Genomic DNA, 15,553 nt, shown 5'->3' with positions numbered 1-15,553 from the left:
GTGCGTAGGCGACGAAGGAGCAAGCACCGGTGCCTGACCGGCGGCCCCTCAGGGCCGCGGACACGCGCGCGCCAGCGCGCCAACCAACACAGCGTTCACCGTTCTGGGACTACCGAACATCAGATCCAACCCGCCCGTCGGACCCGACGCACCACATCACAAACTGGCAGACTCGATGGCGACACTGTTCGACTAGCAGAGGTACCGATGCCGCAACGCCGTTGGATTTCCCGTTCCGTGCTGTTGATCGCGGGCGCGCTCACCGCCGCGACCCTGACCGCCTGCGGGGGTACGCCACCGGCCTCGACCGGCAGTGCGGGCACCACCACCTCGGCCGCGCCGACGACCACCACGCCGGCCGGGACACTGACGATCAGCCCCTCCTCCGCCGCGCAACTGTGCGACATGATCCGCCCGGAGCTGTCGAACTTCCGGGTGCAGGGGCCGACGCTCGGGCGGATCTCGCTCAACGCCATGGTGCACGACTGGGGCTTCCGCAACGGCGGCATCAACGGGCACGTTCTCGCCGACAAGGCGATGATCGACCGGGTGACCACCGAGAGCTGCCCCGAGGTGCGGACCGAGGCGCTCACCGCTCTCGAATTGCCTTCCCTCGCCGCGGGACTGGCGTTCTGATGCGCGGTCTCTACCCCGAGATCGAACCGTTCGAGCAGGGCCTGCTCGACGTCGGCGACGGCCAGTCGGTGTACTGGGAGGTCAGCGGTGATCCCGACGGCAAGCCCGTGGTGTTCGTGCACGGCGGACCCGGCGGCGGCACCGGGCCGCTGCAACGGCGCTTCTTCGACCCGGCCGTGTACAAGATCGTGCTGTTCGATCAGCGCGGATGCGGAAAGTCCATGCCGCACATCGCCGATGGGGCTCCCCTGGACACCAACACCACACCGAAGCTGATCGCTGACATGGAGTTGCTGCGCGACCATCTGGGGGTCGAGCGCTGGCAGGTGTTCGGCGGTTCGTGGGGCTCGACCCTCGGCCTGGCTTATGCGCAGGCCCACCCCGAGCGGGTGACCGAACTCGTGTTGCGTGGCATCTTCTTGTTGCGGCGCAAGGAAATCGACTGGTACTACAACGGCGCCGCGGGCAACGTCTACCCCGCCGAGTGGGCGAGATTCCTGGCGCCGGTCCCCGTCGAGGAACGCGGGGACGATCTCGTCGAGGTCTATCACCGGCTGCTGCACTCCCCCGATCCGCAGGTCGCGCTCGATGCCGCGGTCGCCTGGTCGACATGGGAAGGCGCGACGAGTTCCCTGCTCCCGCAACCGGATCGGGTCGCCGAAACCGCCGAAGCACGCTTCGCTCTCGCGTTCGCCCGGATCGAAAACCACTATTTTCGCCACGGCGGCTTCCTCGACGAGGGACAGTTGCTGCGAGACATAGATCGGATCGCCGACATCCCCGGTGTGATCGTGCAGGGCCGCCACGACATCGTGTGCCCCGCGGTGAGCGCATGGGATCTGCACAACGCGTGGCCGTCCTCGACGCTGCACATCGTCGAGGACGCCGGGCACACCGCGCACGAGCCCGGCATCACCGCCCAGCTGGTGGAGGCGACCGATACGTTCGGAAAGCGAGGCTGACACCATGGCGACCGAGGCCGGAGAAGCCGTCGTCGCGGCGCTACGCGAGGACATCGACCGGCTCTTCGACGCCGAACCCGATGTGCGCGCCGACGCCGACGATTCGGTCCACCAGATGCGGGTGGCCACGCGCAGGCTCCGCAGTGTCCTGCGCTCCTATCGCAAGCTGTTCGACGCCGAGGAAGCCGCCGCCACCGAAGCGGAACTGAAGTGGCTCGCCGACCTGCTCGGCGTGGCCCGCGACGCCGAAGTCCGCGCCGAACGGTTCACCGACCTGCTGACCGGTTACGACCGAGTCCCCGCCGAGGTCACCGATGCCTTGGTCGGGGCCTCCCGTGCGGCCTACACCGCTGCTCACACGGAGGTACTGAGCGCCATGGACGGCAAGCGCTACCGCCGCCTGCGCAAAGTCCTCAAAACCTGGCGCACCGATCCTCCGCTCGCCCCCGAACTCGCCCGCGACAACGCGACCGATGTCTTCGACAAGGTCCTGCGCCGCGACCGCAAACGCCTGCGCAAACTCGTCTTCGCCGAGCCCACCGCTACTCCGGCCGACCGCGTGGAACTGCTCCACGACATCCGCAAGGGCGCCAAGCGGTTACGCTATTCTTGCGAAGCCGCCGCGACGGTCCTCGGCCCCGACGCCACCGACCTGGGCACCCGGGCCAAGCGCCTCCAATCCGTCCTCGGCGACCACCGCGACGCCGTCGAATCCCGCGAAGCGATCCTGGTGGTGGCAGCAGGTACCCACGCGACCGCGGCAACCGTCTACGAACTCCTCGCCGACACCGAGGAAGCAGCCGCGGGCCGAGCCATCGCCCACTACCCGGCGGCCGCCGCGTTCATCTCCGCCGCGAACTGACAGTCCCCGCTATCGACGTGGCCCGTCGTATTCGAACCCGATAGTCCGAGTTCCCGGATCAGCGACGGCCAGCCGCACCGCGACGTTCTCCCCTTCCGGCGGCTGTCCCGCACACCGCGCGAGGATCGGCGGTTCACTGACGAAGATCTCAGCGGGCCGAGACCCGTTGGCATCACGCAAAACCACGGCGGCGAACTCGGTGCCTACCCGAGGCTGGAGGACGGTGGCCTCGGTCAGGTCGACGCAGGCGCGATCGACCTTGCCGGCGACGGCATCGGTGCGGCGCATCGTCTCGGCGGCGGCCTTCACACCGTCGGTCACCCATTGCGGCACGTCGACTCCGGCATCGTAGGCCAGGCAGATCTCGGTGGTGAACCGGTCGGCCAGCCGTCGCAGTGGTGCCGTCACGTGGGCGTACGGTGCGCCGATCGCACTGTGCGTCAGCTGTTCCGGGGTCGGGTCGTCGAGTTCGGCGAGCAGTGTGTAGCTCGCGCCACGCAACAAGCCGGTGGCTTCCGACATCAACACCAGCGCGGCGGGGGTATTCGCGTCGAGCCCCGCGAGCATGCGGCCCACCGGGACCTCGGCGGGCCACTCGACCCCCAATGCCGCCGCCGTGCGCCGCATCGAATCGATCGCGCTGTCCGGCGGTGGCGGCATCGTCCGCAGCAAGCCGGCCCCTTTGTGCTCCATCATGATTCGCGCCGCGCACATGCCGGTGAGCAGCGAGACCTGTTCGTTCCAGTCGTCTGCCTCGGTCCGGGGCTCCAGCCGCAGGCGCCAGCCGTCTCCGTCGGGGATCACTTCCTGTGCGGGCAACCGCAACGAGATCGCGCCGCGGTCCAAACCCGCCTCGATCCGCAGCCGGCCGAATTCGGGCAGCGCGGTCAGCGACGGCGGCAGAGTGCCGGCGTCGGCGGCAGCCTGGACCTGCGCGTAGTCGAACCGCTCCCGGGAGCGCACCAGTGCGCGCTTCACCGAAAAGCTCTGTGGCACAGCATCATTGTCGAGTTCTATGGTCCACAACGCGGCAGGCCGGTCGACGCCGGGCAGCAGACTCGCGGTGCCCTCGGACAGCACGGTCGGATGCAGTGCGACATTACCGTCGGGCAGATAGAAGGTCTGCCCGCGCACTTCGGCCTCGGTGGCCAGCGCACTGCCCGGCACGATCACCGCACCGAGATCCGCGATCGCGTAGTGCAGGGTGAAGCCGGTGGGAGTGCGTTCGATATGCAGCGCCTGGTCCAGATCCAGCGCGCTGGGCGGGTCGATGGTCACGAACTCGATATCGGTCCGATCGACCCGGGTGCCCGCGAACGCGTCCACCGCGTCGCGGGCGTCGGAGACGGCCTCGGTCGGATACTCCGAGGCCAGTCCGAATTCGGAACGGATGGCGCCGAAGTCGACCGGCGCCGAGACGATCCGCTGATGGAGTTCCATGACTCGCAGAGTAGCGATTTCCTACTGCAGTGCGAGCATGGTGCCGTTGAGCTGATCGAGCGGGCCGTACACCGTGAAGGTGACCCGGCCGTTGGGCACGGCGGAGGACACGGTCGCGGCCGCGTCGAGCGCCTGACCGAACGAGGCCGCCGACGGATGCGGCAGACCGGCCACGGTCAGGCCGAATCGGGACTGGTGCACCCAGGCGGTATCAGCCGGGCTGAGGTCGACCTGAACCCCACCGTTGAGCGGGGTCACCGCGACCGCGCTCGCCGAACCGGCACCAAGCGTTGCGAAAACCGCAGCGGCTCCGGCGATCAGTGCACCGGCGACAATGGAACGAACTACCCGCATGTAAATGTGACCTGCTTCCGCGATCGAATGTGTTGGGCTCGAGGAAGTGGCAGCGAGCCCTGCCGACGGCGATCACTCTATGACCTCGCTCACGTTCCCGGCGAGTTCCAGCGCATTTTCTCTGTCTCGACACACGATCGCCGAGACATTGCGGGCAATTGTTACTGTGGCGGCGGCGCACTCGGCAGCTGCCGGGTTGTGCGGCACTCACGTCGATAAATGGGAGTTTGCGAACGTATGTCGTGGCTGATTTTCGATTACCTGTCGCCGATCCTCGGACCGGACGCGGCCAGCTATTGGGCGCACCTGCTGGCAATCAACCCGGGGTAGCTCACCGCTTCGATCCGGAACATGTCGCTTCCCGTTAACCACACGGGAAGCGGCGTGTTTCCTGGGCGGCTAGCATCCCGCTGCGTGAGTAGAACTACCGCCGCCATCGCGGCCAGCGCCACCGTCTTCGCCCTGCTTCTGGCCGGCTGCGGCGACGACTCTTCTTCTGCCGGTTCCCCCGCCGCGTCCACCACTCCCGCGCCTTCCTTCCAGGTCGAAGCCAGCAAGGCGGGGATGTTCGTGGTGAGTTACCGCAACGCCTTCCCGAAGCTGGCGCAGGGGCGCGACGACGCCGCCGTGGCCGCGGTGCTGAACCATTCCTGCTCCGAGATCAAGGCCGGCAAGTCCGAGGCCGACACGATCGCCACGATCAAGCAGGCGGCCAAGAACGGTGACACCGCCGCGACCACCGAAGAGGCCACGGCCGTCTACCAGATGTCCACACTGATGTGCTGAGCCGCTCTGCGGCGAAGCGAGGCGGCGGCTCCCGGTGGGAACCGCCGCCTTCGCGTCGCATGGGCGGGCGAGCCGGCCTGTAAGCCGGATCCTGTCCCCGATTCGCATCGGGGGGCGACCATCCATCTGGACACACCGTTGCCGGGTGCCTCGAGCGGTCCACCCGCAGGCTCGGGCGAGCAGCCCTCGAACACCTGCGCAGCCGCACCGTTGCCGATGCGGCCTTCGACCTTGCTCCGGGCGGGGTTTACCTAGCCGCCCCGGTCACCCGGGGCGCTGGTGCGCTCTTACCGCACCGTTTCACCCTTACCGCACGTGCGTGCGGCGGTTTGTTTTCTGTGGCACTGTCCCGCGGGTCACCCCGGGTTGCCGTTAACAACCGCCCTGCTCTGTGGAGTCCGGACTTTCCTCGGCACCGGGCAGCGGCACTGTTCGTGCCCGTTCCCGTTACCGCGGTCGCCCGGCCGACTCGCCCGCCGGTACAGAGTACTCGCTACGGTATTGACTCATGGAACGTGTCGACGTCAGTTTCCCTTCGGGTGAGCAGCAGTGCGCCGCGTGGCTCTACCTGCCCGACGGCGCGCCTCGTCCGCGGCCGTTGGTGATCATGGGGCACGGGCTCGGGGCCACCCGCGAGATGGGGTTGGATCGGTATGCGCGGCGGTTCGTCGCCGCGGGAATGGGGGTGCTCGCGTTCGACTACCGGAATTTCGGTGCCAGTGAGGGTTCGCCGCGCCAGGTGCTCAACATCGCGCGGCAGCGGCAGGACTGGAAGGCCGCAATCGCCTACGCGCGCAGCATCCGGGGCTTCGACGCCACGCGGATCGCGTTGTGGGGCACCTCGTTCGGCGGGGGACATGTGCTCGCGGTGGCGCCCGACGACGATTACCTCGCCGCGGTGGTGGCCCAGGTGCCGTTCACCAGCGGGTGGGCGTCGGGGATGGCCAAGGGCCCGATCAGCCTGACCAAGGTCGCCACCATCGCCGCCACCGACCTGCTCTTCGGGCCGATCCGCCGCAAACCCGTCCGCATCCGCCTGGCCGGGCGCAAACGCTCCGCGGCGTTGATGAGCGCCACCGACGTGCCGGAGGGCTACGGCCGACTGGCCGAGGAGAGCGACACCTACGATCCCAAAGTGGGTGCCCGCGTGGCGTTTTCGACACTCTTCGACTCCCCCGGCCGCCGCGCCAAGTCCTTGAAGGTCCCCGTCTTCTACGCGATCGCCGAGAACGACTCGATCGCCCCCGCCGGCCCGACCCGCAAGGCCGCCGAACGCACCAAACACGCTGTGGTCAAGCAGTATCCGGTCGGCCACTTCGACGTGTACTTCGACGATGTCTTCGAGCAGGTAGTACGCGACCAGACCGATTTCCTGGTGTCGGTCCTTCGCCCCTGAACTGCCCGGATACTCCGGGCCCGTGGGGCACTCCGCTCGGGCTCCGACAGATAAGTGCCGCGCATGAAGCCGTCGAAGCCTTCCTGCATGACGGCGGCGAGTTGCGCACGGCCCTGGATGATTCGCCGATCACCGAGACGAAGTCGGCGTCATCGGTGAACGTCGCGGCGAGCGCGGTACCGTCGCCGGCTGCCCACGCGGCGACCTGTTCGGCGAGCAATTCCAGCACTGCTGTCTCGTCGCTCATCGGTCCGCCCGTCGGAGGCCGACGTACTCGAGGGCGGCGAAGGTCGCGACCAGGGCGGCGCCGGCGAGGAGGAAGGCGATGCCGGGGGTGGTCAGGGTGAAGATATCGGTGACGGCGAGCGTGGTCATGCCGACGGCCGAGAGCGCGTTCACCGCGACGACGGCGGGGGCGAAGCGAGCGGGACCGCCCCGGGCGATGGCGAGCAGGATGGCACCGCCGATGAGCATGACGACACCGAACAGCAGCGACACGAGGACCGGCAGGCCGAGTGGGTCGCGCAGTAGCGGTGCGACGGCCACCATCGCGATGCCGAAAAGCCCTGTGCTCCAGCCGTCTACACGCAGCACCGTGGGCAGTAGGCCGGGTCGCGGACCGGCGATCGAGGGGGTCATCATCTTCTCCTGTCTCGGGGAACGACCCCACTGTGCGGCGACCGGGTCAGCGTGGCAATGACCTCGGAGGTCATGGCCTTGCCTCGAGCGGACCGATACGCTGGCCGGGTGACGACCAGCGCCCGCATCGGCCCATTGATGCGCGAGTGGCGCCAGCGGCGCAAGCTCAGCCAGCTCGATCTGGCACTGACCGCCGATACCTCGGCACGGCACCTTTCCTACCTGGAGACCGGGCGATCCCAGCCGAGCCGCGCCATGGTGCTTCGACTGTGCGAGGCGCTCGAAGTGCCACTGCGAGAACGCAATGCCTTGCTGCTCGCGGCCGGATTCGCGCCCGCCTACCAGGAGTCGCGGCTCGACGCCGCCGAACTCTCGGCGGCCAGGGCGGCCATCGACACGATGTTGCGCGCGCACGAACCGTATCCGGCGGTGGTGGTCGACCGGTGGTGGGACGTGGTCGCGGGCAATGCCGCCATGCCGGTCCTGATGATCGGCGTACCCGAACAGCTACTGCTCCCCCGCCCGAACGTCTACCGTCTGGTCCTGCACCCGGACGGCCTCGCGCGGCGGCTGGAGAACCTGCACCAGGTCAGGGACCTCTTCCTCGAACGGTTGCGCCGGCAGGCGGGAGCCACCGGCGATGACCGTCTGCGCGCCCTCTACGACGAGGTGAACGCCTATCCCGCGCCACAGGATTCGCCGGCGCCCGCCGAAGCCACCGGCCCTTTCCAGGTGCCGATCCGCGTCACCACACCCACCGGCACCTTGTCCATGTTCTCGACGATGGCAACCTTCGGCGCACCCGCCGACGTGACGCTGTCCGAACTCGCCATCGAGTTCTTCTATCCCCTCGACGACGCCACCGCCACGGCACTGCGGGCGTTGAGCGACGGGTGATCGACCACGACAAGGGGCGCAGCACCTGTTCGGTACTGCGCCCCTTGTTTTCGTGAGTAGATCAGATGGGCTGGAAGCCCGCGCCTACGCCGCCTGCGCGGTTGAGCACGTCCAGGATCACCTGGATGGGCTGGAAGTAGGCGGGCGAGTGGATCGGGTTCGCGCCACCGGTGCACGGGACGTCGAAATCGACCGGGCCCAGGCCGGTGAGACGGCCCTGGTTCATGCCGACGAGGCGGTCGCCGACGACGACGGGGCCGCCGGAATCGCCCGGCTGCGAGCAGTACTGGTTGATGGAGGTGCCTTCGAGCTCACCCCACACCACGCCACAGCTGCGACCGCTGGTACGGCCGTCGGAGCACACCGTGGCGCCGGGGCCGGGCGAGGCACCGATACCGGCGACGGTGGTCTGGCCGATGGTGCGTACCGGCAATACCTTCGACGCATCCAGTTGCAGCACAGCGAAATCCAGGTAGTCGCCGTCGTCGGAGTACGCGACGGTCCCGATCACGCCCGCCTTGAGCGCCTGCTCGGCGCCGACCCGCGAACCGGTCGGCGCGCAGTGTCCCGCGGTGAGGCCGACGAGGCGACCCGCACCGTCGTGTCCGATGGCCGTGAGCGAACAACCGGAGTTGTTGTCGAAGACGATGCCCGAAGCCGCGCCGAGCACCACGCTCGGATCGGCCGTCACACTGCCCGCGCCCGCGGACGCGGTGAGCACCCCCGCGATGGCCGCCGCAAACGCCGCCATCCGTAGAAACCTCATCAAGTACCTTTCCTGTGTGGCCGCGGCATTCCGCGCGCCCGAGAATATTTCGGGCGATGCGGCGTCGTCGTTACGCCGACCGTGCGCCGGGGCGACCGTACCGTGCCCGGGTGACGAGCGGCTAGCTCACAGGTACGAGGTGTCGTTGACCAGGCGCACCGAGGCGCCCCCGTCGGGATAGAACTCGGCGACGCTCAGCGACGCGAGGTCGAGGTGCAGGCGGTACAGCAGTGACGGCCCGACGCCCAGCGCCAGTTGCAGCAGGGTCTTGATCGGGGTCACGTGGCTGACCACCACCACGTTCTGGCCCGGGTACAGCGCCACCAGATCGCGGCGCACCCCTTCCACCCGTTCGCGGACCTGATCGAAACTCTCGCCGCCGGGTGCGGGGATCGACGGATCGCCGAGCCAGTCGCGGTGCAGCAGCGGATCGCGCTCGGCGGCCTCGGCGAAGGTGAGACCTTCCCAGTCGCCGAAATCGGTCTCGGTGAGGTCGTCGAGGATGCGCAACGGCACGCCGAGGGCCGATGCCGCGGCTTCGGCGGTGGACCGGGCCCGCTGCAACGGGGAGCTCACCACGGCGGCGATATCGCCTTTGGCGGCAAGCATTTTCGCGGCGCGGTCGACCTGCTCGCGACCGAGCTCGGTCAGCGGCGGGTTGCCGCGGCCGGAGTAGCGGCGCTGCACCGACAGCGCGGTCTGGCCGTGGCGCAGCAGCAGCAGGCGGGTGGGCTTGCCGACGGCGCCGGTCCAGCCGGGCGAAACCTTGTTCGCGTCAACAGATTTCGGCACCGCGACTTCGTCACCGGCGGCATGTCCGGCCGCGACGGCTTCGCGCACGGTTGCGGTGAGTTCACCGTCGTCCATCGCCTCGTTCGCGAGCCGGTCGGCGTGGGAGTTCTCCGCGCGCGGAATCCAGGTGAAACTCACCCGATCGAATCCGGCGACCAGTGCCCGTGCCTGCTCGGCGAGCGGAATCATCGAGGCGTGCTTGATCTTCCAGCGTCCCGACATCTGCTCGACGACGAGTTTGGAGTCCATCCGCACCGTGACGTCGCGGGCGCCCAGCTCGGCCGAGGCCGCCAAACCCGCGATGAGACCACGGTATTCGGCCACATTGTTGGTGGCGACGCCGATGTACTCCTTGCGCTCGGCGAGCACCCGCACGTGATCGGCGGCGAACACCACCGCGCCGTAGCCGGCCGGGCCGGGATTGCCGCGCGAGCCACCGTCGGCTTCGACGATCACCTGGCTCATCGGCACACCGCCGCGATCACAGCCCCGATTCCTTGGTGCGCACCATGATCGCGCTGCATTCCGGGCAGCGCAGGACCGCGTCGGGCGCGGCCTGGGCGATGCGCTGCATCTCGCCGCGGTCGATCTCGATCCGGCAGGCGCCGCAGCGACGGGCCTGCAGCAGGGCCGCACCGACACCGTGCGCCGCGCGCTGCTTGTCGTAGACGGCGATCAGGTCGGCGGGGAACAGGCCGATCAGCTCGGAGCGATCCTTCTCGCAGCGCTGCTGCGCCACTTCGAGATCGGCCATCGCCTCGTCGCGCAGGCGTTCGGCGTCCTCGAGGTCCTGGTCGGCCTTGCTCAGCCGCGCACCGGCGTGGTCGTGGTCGGCGAGCATCGCCTCGCGCTGCTCCATCACGGTCAGCAGTTCGTCCTCGAGCACCGAGCGGCGACGCTCCAGGCTGCCCAGTTCGTGCTGGATCTCCGAGAGCTGCTTGGCGGCGACGGTGCCCGAGGTGAGCATGCCGCGGTCGCGATCCTCACGCTTGCGGACGGCGTCGACCTCGCCCTCCAGCTTGCGGATGTCGCGGTCCAGATCGTCGATGCCGATCTCCACCGCCACGGCCGCGTCCTTGTAGCCGTGACGTTCGGCCGCCAGACGTGTCACTTCCTGCTGTTCCGGCAGGGCGGAACGGCGGTGGGCGATGCGCGTCAACTCGGCATCGACTCCTGCGAGCTGCAACAGCTTGGTCTGGACCGACGGTTCGACATTCAACGCGCACGAACTCCTGAACACAGTGGACGGATGGATCGATCAACCGTACCGCGCCGCGGGGTGTGATCACGCCATGACCCGAAGAGATGGCCGAAGGCGGGAACCGAACGCGTCCCGGCCGCGTCCAAGCAAGTGTGACCACATCGAACCCGAGAATTGACCTGGCACTGCCGCTGCGACCGCACGTCTTCGACTCCCACGCCGAACCGCGCCAGCTTCAGCTGACATTGGCAACGCCGTTACCCCCGGTGTGTCTCGTGCACGGGCAGCACGCGATCGAGCCGAAGGAGCAGATCCTGCGGTTCTGGGGCAAGCCGGGCGACTACCGCCAGGAAGGTGCCGGGCGGCTGCTGTGGGAGCTGCCGAAGAGTGCCCTCGGCGCCCTCGTGGTCGATTGCAACGAGCCGCTCGCGCTCGTCAAGGCGCGGTGGCCGGAATGCGAGCAGTGCGCGGCGCGGGCCGATTCGCGGGTCAAGAAACTGATCGTCTACTACGTGAGCAGCCTCGTGCCCCTGTTCGCCGGCGGGGCGCTGATGTTCACCCGCCCGTCCGCGTTCGCGTGGATCCTCTGCGCGGCCGGAGTCGGGCTCGTACTCCTCGCGGTGATGCTCGGACCCGCGGTGTTCGCGCGCACCGACCGCTACCTCGAGGCGACCCTGGCGCCGGACGCGAGCTCGGTCACCGTGCGCGCGCATCCCGACTTCGCCCGATCGTGGTCCGGTCAGGCGCAGTGGTGACTCCGATCAGCCGCTGACCGTCCACGGGTCGGTGCGCAGCGTGGAGACGCGGGTCCGCACCGCGGGGAGGGCGATGTTGACGAACTGTTCGGCCTGACCGCACCAGGGGAACTCGGTGGCCCAATGAGCGGCGTCGACGAGGGCGGGGCCGCCGCGCCGAAGGTGTTCGTCGACGGGGTGGTGACGCAGGTCGGAGGTGAGGTAAGCGTCGACGCCGGCGCGGATGGCCTTGTCGAGATAGGAGTCGCCCGCGCCGCCGCAGACGGCTACGCGTTCGATGACGCGTTCCGGATCGCCCGCCGCGCGCACGCCCCAGACAGTGCGTGGCAGGCCGGCGCCGACGCGTGCGGTGAACTCGCGCAGGGTTTCGGGCTGTGCGAGTTCACCGATGCGGCCGATGCCGAGCGAGGACGGCAGGGGTGCGCGTTCGGTGACGTGGTAGGCGGGTTCCTCATAGGGGTGGGCGGCGCGCAGGGCGGCGAGAACGGCGAGCCGGGAGGTCGGGGGCGCGACCACTTCGACAGCGTCCTCGGTGACGATCTCGACCGTGCCGATCGCGCCGATCGCCGGGTCGGCGCCCGCGATGGGCAGGAATTGCCCGGTGCCCGCGGTGTACCAGGCGGCTTCGCGGTAGTCGCCGATCGCACCCGCGCCCGCGGTGAACAGGGCCGACATCAAGGAAGCCGTGTGGGTCTGCGGCACCTGGATGACCCACTTGTCCACGGAGGCGATCGGTTTGGGATCCAAGGGGCCGGTGACGGTGAGGCCGACGGCCGCGGCCAGCGCGTCGGAGACGCCGGGGTCGGCGGAGTCGGCATTGGTGTGGGCGGAGAACAGGGCACAGCCGGATCGGATCAGCCGGTGCAGCAGCGCGCCTTTGGGCGTATCGGCGGCGACGGTGTCGACCCCGCGCAGCAGTAGCGGATGGTGGACGACCAAAGCCTGTGCGCCCCAGCCGATTGCCTCGTCGATTACAGCGGCGGTCGCGTCGACGGCGAAGACCACCTTGGTGACCTCCTGTGCGGGGTCACCGCAGACGAGTCCCACCGAGTCCCACGATTCGGCCAGTCGCGGCGGGTACGCCGCGTCGAGTACCCCGATCAGTTCGGCCAGGTCGGTCACCGCCGCCTCCTTCGTCGCGTGGGAATGCTCGTCACCACAGTGCCGCATTCAGTGTGTCGATCAACCGGTCGACTTCGGCGGCGCCACGGACCGCCACGCGGAGGTGGTCGGGCCCCAAGCCGGGGAACGTGTCGGCGCGGCGAACAGCGATGCCGCGGTCGGCGAGATGTTTACGCAGCAGCACGCCATCGGGAACGCGGAGCAGCAGGAACGGGCCGGTGGCCGGGGTGTGCACGTCGAGGCCGAGTGCGGTGAGACGGTCGATCATCGCGGTGCGGTCGACGGCGATGCGGTCCGCGTAGCGTCGCGACTCCGCGACGGCGGCGGGTTCGGCCGTCGCGATGATCGCCTCGAGCTGGAGGGTGCCGAGCGGCCAGTGCGGGCGGCCGTGGGCGAGCCGGGCCAGGACTTCGGGAGCGCCGAGGGCGTAGCCGCACCGGAGCCCGGCCAGTGCCCAGGTCTTGGTGAGGCTGCGGAAAACGATGACATCGGGGGCCGAAAGACCGGCCAAGGACTCCGGCTCACCGACAACCGGAGAACTCGCATCGACCAGGTCGTCGCCGGAGCCGACGAGCCCACCGATCGGCGATGGCGATTCGCCTGCGGCGGATCCGGCGGCGATGCCGGCGACAGCGTCCGCGAACGCTTCGTCGACGACGATGATTCTGCCGGGACGGCGCAGTGCCCAGATGGTTTCCACGGGGTGCAGGACCGAGGTGGGATTGGTGGGGTTGCCGAGGACCACGAGGTCGGCGTCCTCGGGGACCAGGGCGGGATCGAGGGTGTACGGGCGTTCGAGGATCACCCTGGTGACCGGGACGTCTGCCTCGCGCAGTGCCAGTTCCGGCTCGGTGAAGGACGGGTGGACGACGGCGGCGAGGCGGGGGGCCAGGCGGGGCAGCATGGCGAAGCCTTCGGCGGCGCCTGCCAGCAGCAGGACCTCGTCGGGCGAGCGGCCGTGGCGGGCGGCCACCGCGGCGCGGGCGGCGTGCTCGTCGTCGGAACCCGGGTAGCGGCCGAGGTCGGCGAGGCGGGCGGCCAGGCGATCGCGCAGCCAGGCGGGCGGGGCGACGCCCTGGACGTTCACGGCGAAATCGAGCATGCCCGGGCGCGCCTCCACGTCGCCGTGGTGGCGCAACATCGCAGGGTCGACGGAGTCCTCGAGCACAACTGCACACCCTACGTGGCGGCGATTCGGCGCCACGGGCGAGAATGGCTCTCGTGGGTCCACTACATGTCTCGTTCATTTGCACAGGCAATATCTGCCGGTCACCGATGGCCGCGAAGATGTTCGAGGCGCACCTCTATCGAGCGGGTCTCGCGAACCGCGTGCGGGTGAGCAGCGCGGGCACCGGTTCGTGGCATGTCGGCGACGCGGCCGACCCGCGAACCGAGGCGACCCTGCGCCGCGCCGGCTACCCGACCGAGCACACCGCGGCGACCTTCGGTCCCGAGCACAGTGACGCCGACCTGATCATCGCCTTGGACACCGGCCACGATCGCGAGCTCGCGCACCGCGGCGTCCCCACCGAGCAGCGCAGGCTGCTGCGCAGCTTCGACCCCGCGGCCGACGGCCGCGACGTGCCGGACCCGTACTACGGCGACCAGTCCGATTTCGACCTCGTCCGCGACCAGATCGAGGCCGCCATCCCCGGCCTGCTCGACTGGGTCCACGCCGAGCTCGACGCGCGCAACCCCGCCGACGTGCAGCTCTGATGCGCAAACTCACCTTCCTGCTGCGCCCCAGCTGGCTGATCCTCGCGGTGATCGTCGCCGCGTTCGCCTACCTGTGCTTCACCGTCCTGGCGCCGTGGCAGCTCGGCAAGAACGACAGCACCGAACACCGCAACCAGCTGATCGCCGACTCCGTGCAGGCCGACCCCGTAGCCGTCACCGATGTCCTCGACGGCGACTCCGGCACCCACACCGAGTGGCGCAAGGTCACCGCGACCGGCGCCTTCGTCCCCGAGTCGACCGTCCTGGTCCGCCTCCGCCACCTCGACGGCGCCCCCGGCTACGCCGTCCTCGCCGCCTTCCGCCTCGACGACGGCCGCACCCTCCTGGTCGACCGCGGCCTGGTCGCCTCCGTCGACGGCACCCGCCCACCGGCGATCGCCGACCCGCCCGCCGGCCCGCAACGCATCGAAGCCCGAGTCCGAGCCTCCGAGGGCGTGGTCCCCGACAAAACGCCCAGCACCCAAGACGGCTTCCGCCAGGTGTACACAGTCGACACCACCCAGGAATCCGCCGTCCTCGGCACTCCCCTCACCCCCATTCCGACCGGCACCGACAAGGGCGGCTACCTCCAGCTGGCCGCCGACCAGCCAGGCGCCTTCACCCCGACCCCCCTCCCCCAACTGGACGCGGGCCCCTACCTCTCCTACGGCCTCCAATGGCTCGCCTTCGGCCTGATGGCCCCCCTCGGCCTCGGCTATTTCGTCGTAGCCGAGCTCAAAGCCCGCCGCCGAGACCGCGCCCAACCGTCCACCCCGACGACCGCCACACCACCCGTAGACACCCCCACCCCCACCCAACCCACCACAGAAGCCCGCCTAGCGGACCGCTACGGCCGCAACCGCTGACAGCTGCTCGGCCTCTCCCGAATCCAGCACGTCGTCCGGGACCTCAACCCTCTCCCAGCCGCACACCGCGAACCCCACACCTCTATCGCCACTCCGCCCCACCGTGCACCTCCCAGCCACACCGTGCACACCATGCGCCCCAGCCACACCATGCGCCCCAGCCACACCATGCGCCCCAGCCGCACCATGCGCCCCAGCCACACCGTGCACCCTCCAGCCACACCGTGCACCCCAGGTCCGCCATGACCGCCCTCCCAACCCCGCCCCCGCGACCCCTAGGGAGCGGCGGCCACGAAGTGGCCGGTCCGCGGCCGGGCCGCCGGTTAGGCGCCGCGGAGATGCGACGAAGGAGCGATTCCGCGG

The 15,553-nt window shown here is 69.4% G+C and carries 17 protein-coding genes and 1 other RNA gene; 9 read left to right on the top strand and 9 right to left on the bottom strand.

From position 1 onward, the window contains the following. Nucleotides 1-207: 207 nt before the first annotated feature. Genes ACFTS5_RS34075 through ACFTS5_RS34065 form a run of 3 tightly spaced genes read left to right on the top strand, consistent with a single transcriptional unit; the run spans nucleotide 208 to nucleotide 2,460 of the window. On the top strand, nucleotides 208-636 hold the full coding sequence (locus ACFTS5_RS34075) for a hypothetical protein (protein ID WP_378639463.1): 429 nt from the start codon (nucleotides 208-210) through the stop codon (nucleotides 634-636). Beyond that, nucleotides 636-1,598 carry a prolyl aminopeptidase gene (gene pip, locus ACFTS5_RS34070; protein ID WP_378639461.1) on the top strand — a complete coding sequence of 321 codons (963 nt, stop codon included), beginning with the start codon at nucleotides 636-638 and terminating at the stop codon, nucleotides 1,596-1,598. Before ACFTS5_RS34075 ends, pip begins: the two co-directional genes overlap by 1 nt. A gap of 4 nt (nucleotides 1,599-1,602) precedes the next feature. Next, nucleotides 1,603-2,460, top strand: a complete 858-nt coding sequence (locus ACFTS5_RS34065; protein ID WP_378639458.1) for a CHAD domain-containing protein — start codon at nucleotides 1,603-1,605, stop codon at nucleotides 2,458-2,460. A 9-nt stretch (nucleotides 2,461-2,469) separates the two neighbouring features. Here ACFTS5_RS34065 and ACFTS5_RS34060 read toward each other — a convergent pair whose 3' ends face one another. Further along, nucleotides 2,470-3,900, bottom strand: coding sequence for an RNB domain-containing ribonuclease (locus tag ACFTS5_RS34060; protein ID WP_378639456.1), 1,431 nt, complete (start codon nucleotides 3,898-3,900; stop codon nucleotides 2,470-2,472). Between the two features lie 21 nt (nucleotides 3,901-3,921). Continuing rightward, nucleotides 3,922-4,254 carry a hypothetical protein gene (locus tag ACFTS5_RS34055; RefSeq protein ID WP_378639453.1) on the bottom strand — a complete coding sequence of 111 codons (333 nt, stop codon included), beginning with the start codon at nucleotides 4,252-4,254 and terminating at the stop codon, nucleotides 3,922-3,924. A 414-nt stretch (nucleotides 4,255-4,668) separates the two neighbouring features. Between ACFTS5_RS34055 and ACFTS5_RS34050 the strand changes: the two genes are divergently transcribed. Beyond that, the gene (locus ACFTS5_RS34050; RefSeq protein WP_378639451.1) at nucleotides 4,669-5,040 is read left to right on the top strand and encodes a hypothetical protein; all 372 of its coding nucleotides are present in this window, start codon (nucleotides 4,669-4,671) and stop codon (nucleotides 5,038-5,040) included. A gap of 64 nt (nucleotides 5,041-5,104) precedes the next feature. Here the strand turns inward: ACFTS5_RS34050 and rnpB are convergent. Beyond that, nucleotides 5,105-5,512, bottom strand: an RNA gene (gene rnpB, locus ACFTS5_RS34045) — RNase P RNA component class A. A 36-nt stretch (nucleotides 5,513-5,548) separates the two neighbouring features. On the opposite strand from rnpB, the gene ACFTS5_RS34040 reads away from it, so the two are divergent. Further along, the gene (locus tag ACFTS5_RS34040) at nucleotides 5,549-6,436 is read left to right on the top strand and encodes an alpha/beta hydrolase (RefSeq protein ID WP_378639450.1); all 888 of its coding nucleotides are present in this window, start codon (nucleotides 5,549-5,551) and stop codon (nucleotides 6,434-6,436) included. A 243-nt stretch (nucleotides 6,437-6,679) separates the two neighbouring features. Here the strand turns inward: ACFTS5_RS34040 and ACFTS5_RS34035 are convergent, their stop codons facing one another. Next, the gene (locus ACFTS5_RS34035; protein WP_378639448.1) at nucleotides 6,680-7,075 is read right to left on the bottom strand and encodes a hypothetical protein; all 396 of its coding nucleotides are present in this window, start codon (nucleotides 7,073-7,075) and stop codon (nucleotides 6,680-6,682) included. A gap of 72 nt (nucleotides 7,076-7,147) precedes the next feature. On the opposite strand from ACFTS5_RS34035, the gene ACFTS5_RS34030 reads away from it, so the two are divergent. Next, nucleotides 7,148-7,972 (top strand): helix-turn-helix domain-containing protein, encoded by an 825-nt coding sequence (locus ACFTS5_RS34030; RefSeq protein WP_378639446.1) that lies wholly within the window; start codon nucleotides 7,148-7,150, stop codon nucleotides 7,970-7,972. A 61-nt stretch (nucleotides 7,973-8,033) separates the two neighbouring features. On the opposite strand, the gene ACFTS5_RS34025 is transcribed toward ACFTS5_RS34030, so the two are convergent. The 3 genes from ACFTS5_RS34025 to ACFTS5_RS34015 all read right to left on the bottom strand — a co-directional run bounded on the left by ACFTS5_RS34025 (nucleotide 8,034) and on the right by ACFTS5_RS34015 (nucleotide 10,749). Continuing rightward, nucleotides 8,034-8,723: a S1 family peptidase gene (locus tag ACFTS5_RS34025; protein WP_378639444.1), complete on the bottom strand. Its 690-nt coding sequence runs from the start codon at nucleotides 8,721-8,723 to the stop codon at nucleotides 8,034-8,036. A 141-nt stretch (nucleotides 8,724-8,864) separates the two neighbouring features. Further along, a complete protein-coding gene (locus ACFTS5_RS34020; protein ID WP_378639442.1) occupies nucleotides 8,865-9,995 on the bottom strand; it encodes a bifunctional RNase H/acid phosphatase in 1,131 nt (376 codons plus the stop codon). A gap of 16 nt (nucleotides 9,996-10,011) precedes the next feature. After that, complete coding sequence (locus ACFTS5_RS34015) at nucleotides 10,012-10,749, bottom strand: zinc ribbon domain-containing protein (RefSeq protein WP_378639441.1); 738 nt, start codon at nucleotides 10,747-10,749, stop codon at nucleotides 10,012-10,014. Between the two features lie 134 nt (nucleotides 10,750-10,883). On the opposite strand from ACFTS5_RS34015, the gene ACFTS5_RS34010 reads away from it, so the two are divergent. Then, nucleotides 10,884-11,486 carry a hypothetical protein gene (locus ACFTS5_RS34010; RefSeq protein WP_378639439.1) on the top strand — a complete coding sequence of 201 codons (603 nt, stop codon included), beginning with the start codon at nucleotides 10,884-10,886 and terminating at the stop codon, nucleotides 11,484-11,486. A gap of 6 nt (nucleotides 11,487-11,492) precedes the next feature. Here ACFTS5_RS34010 and ACFTS5_RS34005 read toward each other — a convergent pair whose 3' ends face one another. Further along, entirely contained in the window at nucleotides 11,493-12,656 is a 1,164-nt protein-coding gene (locus ACFTS5_RS34005; RefSeq protein WP_378639438.1) for a Nif3-like dinuclear metal center hexameric protein, read from the bottom strand. Further along, complete coding sequence (cobC, locus tag ACFTS5_RS34000; protein ID WP_378639466.1) at nucleotides 12,640-13,749, bottom strand: Rv2231c family pyridoxal phosphate-dependent protein CobC; 1,110 nt, start codon at nucleotides 13,747-13,749, stop codon at nucleotides 12,640-12,642. The genes ACFTS5_RS34005 and cobC overlap by 17 nt, the downstream gene beginning before the upstream one ends. 71 nt (nucleotides 13,750-13,820) lie before the next feature. On the opposite strand from cobC, the gene ACFTS5_RS33995 reads away from it, so the two are divergent. Both ACFTS5_RS33995 and ACFTS5_RS33990 read left to right on the top strand, forming a co-directional pair. Next, complete coding sequence (locus tag ACFTS5_RS33995) at nucleotides 13,821-14,324, top strand: low molecular weight protein-tyrosine-phosphatase (protein WP_378639435.1); 504 nt, start codon at nucleotides 13,821-13,823, stop codon at nucleotides 14,322-14,324. Then, nucleotides 14,324-15,190 (top strand): SURF1 family protein, encoded by an 867-nt coding sequence (locus ACFTS5_RS33990; RefSeq protein WP_378639433.1) that lies wholly within the window; start codon nucleotides 14,324-14,326, stop codon nucleotides 15,188-15,190. Before ACFTS5_RS33995 ends, ACFTS5_RS33990 begins: the two co-directional genes overlap by 1 nt. Nucleotides 15,191-15,553: the final 363 nt, after the last annotated feature.

It is taken from the genome of Nocardia sp. NPDC056952 (assembly GCF_042674185.1).
Lineage (GTDB): Bacteria > Actinomycetota > Actinomycetes > Mycobacteriales > Mycobacteriaceae > Nocardia.
Note: the sequence above shows the minus strand (reverse complement) of the source record. Positions and strands in the feature narration are given on the sequence as shown.

What these genes read in the sequence shown, in the direction of transcription:
- ACFTS5_RS34075 (WP_378639463.1), top strand. Translation starts at nt 208, where the DNA reads ATGCCGCAACGCCGTTGGATTTCCCGTTCCGTGCTGTTGATCGCGGGC.
- pip (WP_378639461.1), top strand. Translation starts at nt 636, where the DNA reads ATGCGCGGTCTCTACCCCGAGATCGAACCGTTCGAGCAGGGCCTGCTC.
- ACFTS5_RS34065 (WP_378639458.1), top strand. Translation starts at nt 1,603, where the DNA reads ATGGCGACCGAGGCCGGAGAAGCCGTCGTCGCGGCGCTACGCGAGGAC.
- ACFTS5_RS34060 (WP_378639456.1), bottom strand. Translation starts at nt 3,900, where the DNA reads ATGGAACTCCATCAGCGGATCGTCTCGGCGCCGGTCGACTTCGGCGCC.
- ACFTS5_RS34055 (WP_378639453.1), bottom strand. Translation starts at nt 4,254, where the DNA reads ATGCGGGTAGTTCGTTCCATTGTCGCCGGTGCACTGATCGCCGGAGCC.
- ACFTS5_RS34040 (WP_378639450.1), top strand. Translation starts at nt 5,549, where the DNA reads ATGGAACGTGTCGACGTCAGTTTCCCTTCGGGTGAGCAGCAGTGCGCC.
- ACFTS5_RS34035 (WP_378639448.1), bottom strand. Translation starts at nt 7,075, where the DNA reads ATGACCCCCTCGATCGCCGGTCCGCGACCCGGCCTACTGCCCACGGTG.
- ACFTS5_RS34030 (WP_378639446.1), top strand. Translation starts at nt 7,148, where the DNA reads ATGGCCTTGCCTCGAGCGGACCGATACGCTGGCCGGGTGACGACCAGC.
- ACFTS5_RS34025 (WP_378639444.1), bottom strand. Translation starts at nt 8,723, where the DNA reads ATGGCGGCGTTTGCGGCGGCCATCGCGGGGGTGCTCACCGCGTCCGCG.
- ACFTS5_RS34020 (WP_378639442.1), bottom strand. Translation starts at nt 9,995, where the DNA reads ATGAGCCAGGTGATCGTCGAAGCCGACGGTGGCTCGCGCGGCAATCCC.
- ACFTS5_RS34005 (WP_378639438.1), bottom strand. Translation starts at nt 12,656, where the DNA reads ATGCGGCACTGTGGTGACGAGCATTCCCACGCGACGAAGGAGGCGGCG.
- cobC (WP_378639466.1), bottom strand. Translation starts at nt 13,749, where the DNA reads ATGTTGCGCCACCACGGCGACGTGGAGGCGCGCCCGGGCATGCTCGAT.
- ACFTS5_RS33995 (WP_378639435.1), top strand. Translation starts at nt 13,821, where the DNA reads ATGGCTCTCGTGGGTCCACTACATGTCTCGTTCATTTGCACAGGCAAT.
- ACFTS5_RS33990 (WP_378639433.1), top strand. Translation starts at nt 14,324, where the DNA reads ATGCGCAAACTCACCTTCCTGCTGCGCCCCAGCTGGCTGATCCTCGCG.